Annotated in this window: 9 protein-coding genes; 6 read left to right on the top strand and 3 right to left on the bottom strand. The window is 74.8% G+C overall.

Annotation, left to right across the window (positions count from 1 at the left end; all coding sequences use genetic code 11):
* Nucleotides 1–43: 43 nt before the first annotated feature.
* From ACFCX4_RS29685 to ACFCX4_RS29675, 3 genes are all read right to left on the bottom strand, one after another.
* Nucleotides 44–295, bottom strand: coding sequence for a hypothetical protein (locus ACFCX4_RS29685; protein ID WP_376148996.1), 252 nt, complete (start codon nucleotides 293–295; stop codon nucleotides 44–46).
* A gap of 148 nt (nucleotides 296–443) precedes the next feature.
* Nucleotides 444–818: an RNA-binding S4 domain-containing protein gene (locus ACFCX4_RS29680; RefSeq protein WP_376148993.1), complete on the bottom strand. Its 375-nt coding sequence runs from the start codon at nucleotides 816–818 to the stop codon at nucleotides 444–446.
* A gap of 122 nt (nucleotides 819–940) precedes the next feature.
* A complete protein-coding gene (locus ACFCX4_RS29675; protein ID WP_376148990.1) occupies nucleotides 941–1,345 on the bottom strand; it encodes a VOC family protein in 405 nt (134 codons plus the stop codon).
* 194 nt (nucleotides 1,346–1,539) lie between these two features.
* Between ACFCX4_RS29675 and ACFCX4_RS29670 the strand changes: the two genes are divergently transcribed.
* From ACFCX4_RS29670 to ACFCX4_RS29645, 6 genes are all read left to right on the top strand, one after another.
* Nucleotides 1,540–2,787, top strand: coding sequence for a methyltransferase (locus tag ACFCX4_RS29670; protein WP_376148987.1), 1,248 nt, complete (start codon nucleotides 1,540–1,542; stop codon nucleotides 2,785–2,787).
* A 100-nt stretch (nucleotides 2,788–2,887) separates the two neighbouring features.
* The gene (gene argC, locus ACFCX4_RS29665; RefSeq protein WP_376148984.1) at nucleotides 2,888–3,916 is read left to right on the top strand and encodes an N-acetyl-gamma-glutamyl-phosphate reductase; all 1,029 of its coding nucleotides are present in this window, start codon (nucleotides 2,888–2,890) and stop codon (nucleotides 3,914–3,916) included.
* 20 nt (nucleotides 3,917–3,936) lie between these two features.
* Nucleotides 3,937–5,085, top strand: a complete 1,149-nt coding sequence (argJ, locus tag ACFCX4_RS29660) for a bifunctional glutamate N-acetyltransferase/amino-acid acetyltransferase ArgJ (protein WP_376148999.1) — start codon at nucleotides 3,937–3,939, stop codon at nucleotides 5,083–5,085.
* A gap of 29 nt (nucleotides 5,086–5,114) precedes the next feature.
* Nucleotides 5,115–6,047 (top strand): acetylglutamate kinase, encoded by a 933-nt coding sequence (gene argB / locus ACFCX4_RS29655; RefSeq protein ID WP_376148982.1) that lies wholly within the window; start codon nucleotides 5,115–5,117, stop codon nucleotides 6,045–6,047.
* A complete protein-coding gene (locus ACFCX4_RS29650; RefSeq protein WP_376148979.1) occupies nucleotides 6,044–7,252 on the top strand; it encodes an acetylornithine transaminase in 1,209 nt (402 codons plus the stop codon). Before argB ends, ACFCX4_RS29650 begins: the two co-directional genes overlap by 4 nt.
* 17 nt (nucleotides 7,253–7,269) lie before the next feature.
* Nucleotides 7,270–7,818 carry an arginine repressor gene (locus ACFCX4_RS29645; protein ID WP_376148976.1) on the top strand — a complete coding sequence of 183 codons (549 nt, stop codon included), beginning with the start codon at nucleotides 7,270–7,272 and terminating at the stop codon, nucleotides 7,816–7,818.
* Nucleotides 7,819–7,860: the final 42 nt, after the last annotated feature.

The raw sequence follows: 7,860 nt of genomic DNA, 5'->3' as shown, positions 1-7,860 counted from the left end.
GGCCCGGCGGCCGGGAGCGCCGCCGGGCCCGTCCGCCGTGCGATCAGACCCAGATGGAGAGGCGGGCCGTGTAGGGCGGGAAGTCGAGCACGTCGCAGAAGTAGTTGAACGCCTGGCCGCGGGCCACGAGGGCCTTGCCCGCGGCGTGACAGGCGTCACCGCTCGGATAGATGCCGACGTAGACGAAGCCGGTCGTCCTGGCCGTGGTCGCCTGGGCGGCCGGGGCGACCATCAGCCCGCCCGCCGCGATCGTGCCGGCCAGAGCCAGGGTGGAAACCGCCTTGCGCAGTGCCATGCCGGTGCCTTCCTTCCTCGGACACGAGCGCCGGACTGCCCGCCCGACGCTTCGCAGTGAGCCTCCTCCGCTTGTGGAGCTCCTGCAATGGTCGAGACCAATTCGGCAGGAACCTGCCGTGGCCTTGCGCGACGCCCCGCCGGCCCGGTCACCGACCGCGGAGTTGGTTCATCTCGCGGCGGTCGCGCTTGGTGGGCCGCCCGGCGCCGCGGTCGCGCGCGCCGGCCGCGGCGACGAACTCGCGCGCCGGGCGCGGCGGGCTGTTGTCGACCAGGCACCCGGCCGCGACGTCCGCGCCGACCCGCTTGCGGATCAGCTTCGTGACCACGACGACCCGTTCCCAGCCCTCGATCCGCACCCGCACCTCGTCGCCGGGCTTCAGCGACTGCGCCGGCTTGGCGCGCTCGCCGTTGACCCGCACGTGCCCGGCCTTGCAGGCGTCCGCCGCGGCCGACCGGGTCTTGGCCAGCCGCACCGACCAGATCCAGCTGTCCACCCGGACGCTTCCCTCGTGTTCGGTCATCCCCCGAGCCTACCCAGCGGCGCCGGGCGGCCCGCCCGGCGGAGCAGGCGGGACGGTTGCGCGGCCCCGGCCCGGCGCCGCCCCCGGCTTCGCGCCGCCCGTGGCTCAGCGCCGGCCGTGGCTCAGCGCCGGCCCGGCGCCTCCTGGACCGCCCAGCCGTTGCCGTCCGGATCGTTGAAGAACACGAAGGAGTTCCACGCCCCGCCCCGCCCGTCCACCCGGGCCCCGGACTCGAAGTGCTGCACCGGGCTCACCTCCACGCCGCGGGCCGTCAGCTCCGCGTGCGCCCGGTCGATGTCCGGCACCACCAGCTGGAGGCCCTTGAGCGACCCGGCCGCCGCCTCGGTGAGGCCCGTGCCCACCACGATCGAGCAGGCCGACCCGGGCGGGGTCAGCTGGACCACCCGCACGCCGTCACGGATCCGGGTGTCGTGGTCGACGGTGAAACCGGCCTGCTCCTCGTAGAAGAGCTTCGCCCGGTCGACGTCCGTCACCGGGACCACCACCACTTCGAGCTTCCAGTCCATGGCCTCGTGCCTTCCCTCGGCTCCCCTCGGGCCCTTCCAGTATCGGCCGCGCCCCCCGACCGCGCCCGGGATCCCCGGCGCCCGTCCCCGCGCCGCCCCGCGCCGCCCCGGTCCGTCCCCGCTCCGCCCGGCCCGCTCGCCCGCGCCGTTCGCCCGGGCCGCCGCCCGGCGCCGGTCGGCTAGCCTGGGGCACGATGAACCGCCCCGCCACGCCCGCCGCACCGGCCGCCGCACCCGACGCCGCGACCCCCTTCCCGACCCCCTGGGGTCCGCTCGCCCTCACCCGCCACCCGGAGGACCCGCGCGAGCGGCTCCGGGCCTGGGACGCCGCCGACGAGTACCTGCTGCGGCACCTGGCCGGCACGGGCGACTCCGCCCAGGGCCCGGCCACCGGCCTGGCCGGGCGCGCCGTCACCGTCCTCGGCGACCGCTGGGGCGCCCTGGCCACCGCGCTGGCGGCAGGCCCCGGCCGGGCCCCCGACGCCCCCGGGATCACCCAGATCAGCGACTCCCACCTCGCCCAGCGCGCCACCGCCGCCAACCTCGCCCGGGCCGGCGCCGACCCCGCCGCCGTGCGCCTGCTCACCACCCGCGACACCCCGCCGGCGCGCACCGACGTCCTGCTGGTGCGCGTCCCCAGGAGCCTCGCCCTGCTGGAGGACCAGCTCCACCGGCTCGCCCCCTCCCTGCACCCGGACAGCGTCGTCCTCGGCACCGGCATGGTCACCGAGATCCACACCTCCACCCTCGAACTCTTCGAGCGGATCCTCGGTCCGACCCGCACCTCGCTCGCCGTCCGCAAGGCCCGGCTGATCCTCGGCACCCCGCAGGGCGCGCCCGCCCCCGGCCCCAACCCCTGGCCGCACCGCTACGCGCTGCCCGGCGGCATCGGCCCCGTCTCCGGCCGCACCGTGGTCAACCACGCCGGGACGTTCTGCGCCGACCGCCTGGACATCGGCACCCGCTTCCTCCTCGCCCACCTGCCCACCGCCGCCCCCGGCGACCGGGTCGTCGACCTGGGCTGCGGCAACGGCGTGGTCGGCACCGCGGCCGCGCTGGCCGCCCCCGGCGCCGAGCTGCTCTTCGTCGACGAGTCCCACCAGGCGGTCGCCTCCGCCGAGGAGACCTTCCGCGCCAACCTCGGCCCGGACGCCCGCGCCGCGTTCCTCACCGCCGACGCGCTCGACGACGCGGCCGTGGCACCCGGCTCGGTGGACCTCGTCCTCAACAACCCGCCGTTCCACTCCCACCAGGCCACCACCGACGCCACCGCCTGGCGGATGTTCACCGGCGCCCGCCGCGCACTGCGCCCCGGCGGCGAGCTGTGGGTGGTCGGCAACCGCCACCTCGGCTACCACGTCAAGCTGCGCCGGCTGTTCGGCAACTGCCGCACGGTCGCGGGCAATCCGAAGTTCGTGGTGCTCAGGGCCGTCAAGCGCTGAGCACCCGCGCGGGGCGGCTCCCGGCCGGCGTTCCTTCGCATACTCCTTGCATGAATGTTCGGTACTGCGTATATTCATGCCACGACGAAGGAGGAACGCCATGGCATTGCGAGTCGCCGTCGCCGGCGCGAGCGGGTACGCGGGCGGTGAGGTGCTGCGTCTGCTGCTCGGCCACCCGGAGGTGGAGATCGGGGCGCTGACCGGCGGCTCGAACGCGGGCACCCGGCTGGGACTGCTGCAGCCGCACCTGCTGCCGCTGGCCGACCGGGTCCTGGAGCCCACCACCCCGGAGGTGCTGGCCGACCACGACGTGGTGTTCCTGGCGCTGCCGCACGGCCGGTCCGCGGCCGTCGCCGAGGCGCTCGGCGAGAACGTGCTGGTCGTCGACTGCGGGGCCGACTTCCGGCTCAGGGCCGCCGCCGACTGGGAGCAGTTCTACGGCTCCGCGCACGCCGGGACCTGGCCCTACGGCCTGCCCGAGCTGCCCGGCCACCGCGCCGCGCTCATGGGCGGCAACCGGATCGCCGTCCCTGGCTGCTACCCGACGGCCGTCTCGCTCGCCCTGTTCCCCGCCTACGCGGCCGGTCTCGCCGAGCCCGAGGCCGTGGTCGTCGCCGCCTCCGGCACCTCGGGCGCCGGCAAGGCCGCCAAGACCCACCTGCTGGGCAGCGAGGTCATGGGCAGCGTCAGCGCCTACGGCGTCGGCGGCGTCCACCGGCACACCCCGGAGATGGTGCAGAACCTCACCCCGGTCGCGGGCGAGCCGGTCACCGTCTCCTTCACCCCCACCCTCGTCCCGATGCCGCGCGGCATCCTCGCCACCTGCTCCGCGAAGGCGAAGCCGGGGGTCGGCGCCGAGGACCTGCGCGCCGCCTACGCGAAGGCCTACGCCGACGAGCCGTTCGTCCACCTGCTGCCCGAGGGCCAGTGGCCCCGGACCAGCAGCGTCTACGGCTCCAACGCCGCCCTGGTGCAGGTCGCCCTGGACGCCGCCGCCGGGCGGATCGTGGCGATCAGCGCGATCGACAACCTGGTCAAGGGCACCGCCGGCGGTGCGGTGCAGAGCATGAACATCGCCCTCGGCCTGCCCGAGGAGCTGGGCCTTCCCGTGAACGGAGTCGCACCGTGACCGACCACCAGAACACCGGCGTGACCGCCGCCAAGGGCTTCCGGGCCGCCGGCGTCACCGCCGGGATCAAGGCCTCCGGCACCCCCGACCTCGCGCTCGTCGTCAACGACGGCCCGTCGCTCGCCGCGGCCGGCGTCTTCACCGCCAACCGGGTCAAGGCCGCACCGGTGCTCTGGTCCGAGCAGGTCCTCAAGGGCGGCGCGGTCTCCGCCGTCGTCCTCAACTCCGGCGGCGCCAACGCCTGCACCGGCCCGCTCGGCTTCCAGGACACCCACGCCACCGCCGAGAAGGTCGCCGAGGAGCTGGGGATCGGCGCCGGCGAGGTCGCCGTCGCCTCCACCGGCCTCATCGGCGTGCGGCTGCCGATGGACGTGCTGCTGCCCGGCGTGGCCACCGCCGCCGCCGCGCTCAGCGCCACCGGCGGCGAGGCCGCCGCCGTCGCCATCAAGACCACCGACACCGTCCACAAGACCGCCCAGGTCACCAGCGCGGCCGGCTGGACGGTCGGCGGCATGGCCAAGGGCGCCGGCATGCTCGCCCCGGGCCTGGCGACCATGCTGGTCGTGCTCACCACCGACGCCGACACCGACGCCGCCGCCCTGGACGCCGCGCTGCGCGGCGCCACCCGCACCACCTTCGACCGGATCGACTCCGACGGCTGCATGTCGACCAACGACACCGTGCTGCTGCTGGCCTCCGGCGCCAGCGGCGTCGTCCCGGAGGGCGCCGAGTTCGACGAGGCCGTGCGCACCGTCTGCGCCGACCTCGCCCGCCAGCTGATCGGCGACGCCGAGGGCGCGAGCAAGGACATCCGGATCGACGTCACCGGCGCCGCCACCGAGGAGGAGGCCGTCGGCGTCGCCCGGGTCATCGGCCGCAACAACCTCCTCAAGTGCGCCATCCACGGCGAGGACCCCAACTGGGGCCGGGTGCTGGCCGCGATCGGCACCACCGACGCCGCCTTCGACCCCGACCGCCTGGACGTCGCCATCAACGGCGTCTGGGTCTGCCGCGACGGCAGCGTGGGGGAGGACCGCGACCTCGTCGACATGACCGGCCGCGAGGTCGTCATCACCGCGAACCTCAACGCCGGCGGGGCCGCCGCGACCCTGTGGACCAACGACCTCACCGCCGACTACGTGCACGAGAACAGCGCCTACTCCACCTGACCGTCGCCACCGAGCCGGGGACCACCACCGTGCAGATCGCACCCAAGGGCGAACAGGCCCGAAACAACACCGCGCTGCCCAAGGCCGTGACGCTCATCGAGGCCCTGCCGTGGCTGGAGCGCTTCCACGGCAAGACCGTCGTCATCAAGTTCGGCGGCAACGCCATGGTCGACGAGGAACTGAAGGCCGCCTTCGCCAAGGACGTCGTCTTCCTGCGCTACGCCGGGCTGCACCCCGTCGTGGTGCACGGCGGCGGCCCGCAGATCAGTGCCCAGCTGGACCGGCTCGGCCTGGAGTCCTCGTTCACCAACGGCCTGCGGGTCACCACCCCCGAGACCATGGACGTGGTCCGGATGGTGCTGGCCGGCCAGGTCCAGCGCGAGCTCGTCGGCCTGCTCAACCAGCACGGCCCGTTCGCGGTCGGCATGACCGGCGAGGACGCCCACACCATGACCGCGATCAAGCGGTACGCGGTCGTCGACGGCGAGCAGGTGGACATCGGCCTGGTCGGCGACATCGTCAACATCGAGGCCGGCGCCGTGAAGGCGCTCATCGCCGACGGCCGCATCCCGGTGATCTCCTCGATCGCCCGCGGCACCGACGGCCACGTCTACAACATCAACGCCGACACCGCCGCCGCCGCCCTCGCCGCCGCGCTCGGCGCCGAGATGCTCGTCGTCCTCACCGACGTCGAGGGCCTCTACAAGGACTGGCCGGAGTCCGACGACGTGATCAGCCAGCTCACCGCCTCCGAACTGGAGGAGCTGCTGCCCGGCCTGGCCAGCGGCATGCTGCCCAAGATGGAGGGCTGCCTGCGGGCCGTGCGCTCCGGCGTCGGCACCGCCCGCGTCCTGGACGGCCGGGTGCCGCACAGCCTCCTGCTGGAGATCTTCACCGACGAGGGCATCGGCACGATGGTCGTGCCCGACGACGAACCGATTGTGACCGGGGGACTCGCATGACTTCCAACGCCCAGCTCACCGGCCGGTGGCAGGACAGCTTCACCGACAACTACGGCACCCCGCGGATCCCGCTGGTGCGCGGCGAGGGCAGCAAGCTCTGGGACGCCGACGGCAAGGAGTACACCGACCTCCTCGGCGGCATCGCCGTCAACGCCCTCGGCACCGCCCACCCGGCCGTCGTCGAGGCCGTCAGCCGGCAGATCGCCACCCTCGGCCACGTCTCCAACCTCTTCATGGCCGAGCCCACCATCGCCCTCGCCGAGCGGCTGCTGGCCCTCGACGGGCGCACCGGCCGGGTGTTCTTCTGCAACTCCGGCGCCGAGGCCAACGAGGCGGCCTTCAAGATCAGCCGCCGGACCGGCCGCACCCACCTGGTCGCCCTGGAGGGCGGCTTCCACGGCCGCACCATGGGCGCCCTCGCGCTCACCGGCCAGCCCGCCAAGCAGGAGCCGTTCCGCCCGCTGCCCGGCGACGTCACCCACGTCCCGTTCGGGGACGTCGAGGCGCTGCGCGCGGCCGTCACCACGGAGACGGCCGCCGTCTTCCTGGAGCCGATCCAGGGCGAGAACGGTGCGATCCCGCTGCCCGACGGCTACCTGGCCGCCGCGCGCGCGATCACCCGCGCCACCGGCACCCTGCTGGTCCTGGACGAGATCCAGACCGGCGTCGGGCGCACCGGCCACTGGTTCGCCCACCAAGCCGTCGAGGGCGTCGAGCCGGACGTCGTCACGCTCGCCAAGGCGCTCGGCGGCGGCCTGCCGATGGGCGCGGTGCTGGCCTTCGGTGAGGCGGCCGACCTGCTCACCCCGGGCCAGCACGGCACCACCTTCGGCGGCAACCCGGTCGCCGCGGCGGCCGGTCTCGCGGTCCTCGACACCATCGAGTCCGAGGGCCTGCTGGAGCACGCCCGCAAGGTGGGCGAGCGGCTGCGGCACGGCGTCGAGGCGCTCGGCGACCCGCTGGTGGCGCACGTGCGCGGGGCCGGGATGCTGCTGGGCATCGTGCTGACCGAGCCGGTGGCGGCACGGGTCCAGGCGGGCCTCCAGGAGGCCGGCTTCCTGGTGAACGCGGCGGTGCCGGACGCGGTGCGGCTCGCCCCGCCACTGGTGCTCACCGAGCAGGAGGCCGACGCCTTCCTCGCCGCGCTGCCGGGCGTGCTCGCCGCGGTGCGCGAGGGCGCCCCGGACGCGGCGAACCGCGCGTAGTCCGGGAGAATCATCACATGACCGTTCCCCACTCCGGCCCGAGCGCCGCCGGCCCGACGCCGCAGGTCCCGCAGACCCGCACCGCGCGCCACCGGCGGATCGTGGACCTGCTCACCCGCCAGCCCGTGCGCTCGCAGAGCCAGCTCGCCAAGCTGCTCGCCGACGACGGACTGGTGGTCACCCAGGCCACCCTGTCGCGGGACCTGGACGAGCTGGGCGCGGTGAAGATCCGCAACCGGGACGGCGCGCTCATCTACGCCGTCCCGGCCGAGGGCGGCGACCGCACCCCGCGCGCGCCGATGGGGGAGTCCGCCACCGAGGGCCGGATGGCCCGGCTGGCCGGCGAGCTGATGGTCTCCGCCACGGCCTCCGGCAACCTGGTCGTGCTGCGCACGCCGCCGGGCGCGGCGCAGTTCCTGGCCTCGGCGATCGACCAGGCGGAGGTGTTCGAGATCATCGGCACCATCGCCGGCGACGACACGGTGCTGCTGATCAGCCGTGACGCGTCCGGCGGCCAGGCGCTCGCCGACCACCTGATGCAGCTCGCCCAGGCGAAGGCGCAGTAGGCGCCGCCGCGTCGTCTCCCCTCCGTGGGCCCGGTTCCGACC

This window comes from Kitasatospora sp. NPDC056327 (genome assembly GCF_042261735.1).
Taxonomy (GTDB): domain Bacteria; phylum Actinomycetota; class Actinomycetes; order Streptomycetales; family Streptomycetaceae; genus Kitasatospora.
The sequence above is the reverse complement of the archived record's forward strand: the minus strand, read 5'-3'. Positions and strand labels throughout refer to the sequence as shown.

Coding starts and splice junctions, on each gene's coding strand:
- ACFCX4_RS29685 (WP_376148996.1), bottom strand. CDS start 295: ATGGCACTGCGCAAGGCGGTTTCCACCCTGGCTCTGGCCGGCACGATC.
- argC (WP_376148984.1), top strand. CDS start 2,888: ATGGCATTGCGAGTCGCCGTCGCCGGCGCGAGCGGGTACGCGGGCGGT.
- ACFCX4_RS29645 (WP_376148976.1), top strand. CDS start 7,270: ATGACCGTTCCCCACTCCGGCCCGAGCGCCGCCGGCCCGACGCCGCAG.
- ACFCX4_RS29680 (WP_376148993.1), bottom strand. CDS start 818: ATGACCGAACACGAGGGAAGCGTCCGGGTGGACAGCTGGATCTGGTCG.
- ACFCX4_RS29670 (WP_376148987.1), top strand. CDS start 1,540: ATGAACCGCCCCGCCACGCCCGCCGCACCGGCCGCCGCACCCGACGCC.
- ACFCX4_RS29650 (WP_376148979.1), top strand. CDS start 6,044: ATGACTTCCAACGCCCAGCTCACCGGCCGGTGGCAGGACAGCTTCACC.
- ACFCX4_RS29675 (WP_376148990.1), bottom strand. CDS start 1,345: ATGGACTGGAAGCTCGAAGTGGTGGTGGTCCCGGTGACGGACGTCGAC.